Source organism: Streptomyces sp. NPDC101166 (assembly GCF_044768125.1).
In the GTDB taxonomy this organism is placed as follows: domain Bacteria; phylum Actinomycetota; class Actinomycetes; order Streptomycetales; family Streptomycetaceae; genus Streptomyces.
Window position 1 is genome coordinate 1 of record NZ_JBIWPF010000312.1, and the last position, 1,088, is coordinate 1,088.

A 1,088-nucleotide genomic window follows, 5' to 3' on the forward strand; every position below is an offset into this window, starting at 1 on the left:
GACATCACCACAGCCATAGAAGATCGGTTGGCCATGGTAGATCTCGACAGGGCGAGGATGGTGGGATGAATGCCCATGCACGATGTCGACGCCGGCGTCGATGAGCCGGTGGGCGAACTGGATTTCGCTCCGCCCGATCCCGTAGCCCCAGTTCGGGCCCCAATGCACGGACACGATCAGAATATCGCCGGGACGCTTGTACGCGACCGCTTGCGCCGCGACATGGTCGGCGACATCACGGCCCGCCGGATCACCGAACAGCCACACTCCCGGCCGATCGTGCTGCGCGGCCCACGCCCGCGGGACGCCGCTGCTGGTGCTGGCGACCGAGACGATAACCACCCGCCGCCCGGCCGGCTCCACTACCTGCGGGCGGCATGCCGCGTCGATGCTCGCTCCCGCCCCGGCCGCGCGGATGCCCGCCGCGTCGAGCGCGTCGAGCGTGTCGAGCAGACCACGGTTTCCGAAGTCGAGGATGTGATTGTTGGCCAACGCGCACGTGTCGGGCCGAAACGCTTTCAGCGTCGCGATATTGGCGGGGTTCATCCGATAATGGATGCCCTTGGCGGGCGCGAATACGCCGTCGCTGGTGATCGAGGTTTCGAGGTTTATCAGCCGGACGTCGGGCGCCAGTTGGTCGAGCATCGGCCCGACGTCGCCCCACGGCCAGTCGAAGTCGACCGGGTACGGTATCGGCCCGTTCGCCTTCTCGGCCAACTCGACGTAGCGACGGGCGTCCTCGACCCACGATTCGTGCAAGAGCGGATCACCCGGATGCGGCAGGATCTGATCGACGCCACGACCGAGCATCACATCACCGCCAAGCAGCACGGTGACCGGACTCTGTTGCGATGGACTACTCGTCTGCGTCATCGATTCGCCCCCAGAACACGGCCTGCCCAAGAGCTGTCTACCTGTCCGTGACGACGGATGTAATGGCCATTGTAGCGGCGGGGATACCGCTCTGATGACCTTCACTTCTGGGCAGGGTCAGGGCGAAAGCGCAGAATCTATGTATCGCACGAATCTATTCGCCTGAATAGCGGCAGCTTATCGGGCCGCATGAGCGGAAGGCATCGTTATGAAGG

General features: G+C 64.3%; 1 protein-coding gene. It reads right to left on the reverse strand.

What is annotated here, in order from left to right:
• Positions 1-873, reverse strand: an 873-nt coding sequence (locus ACIRS4_RS38700; protein WP_404205034.1) for a CapA family protein, incomplete at its 3' end; no start/stop codon positions are given.
• Between the last annotated feature and the right edge of the window lie 215 nt (positions 874-1,088).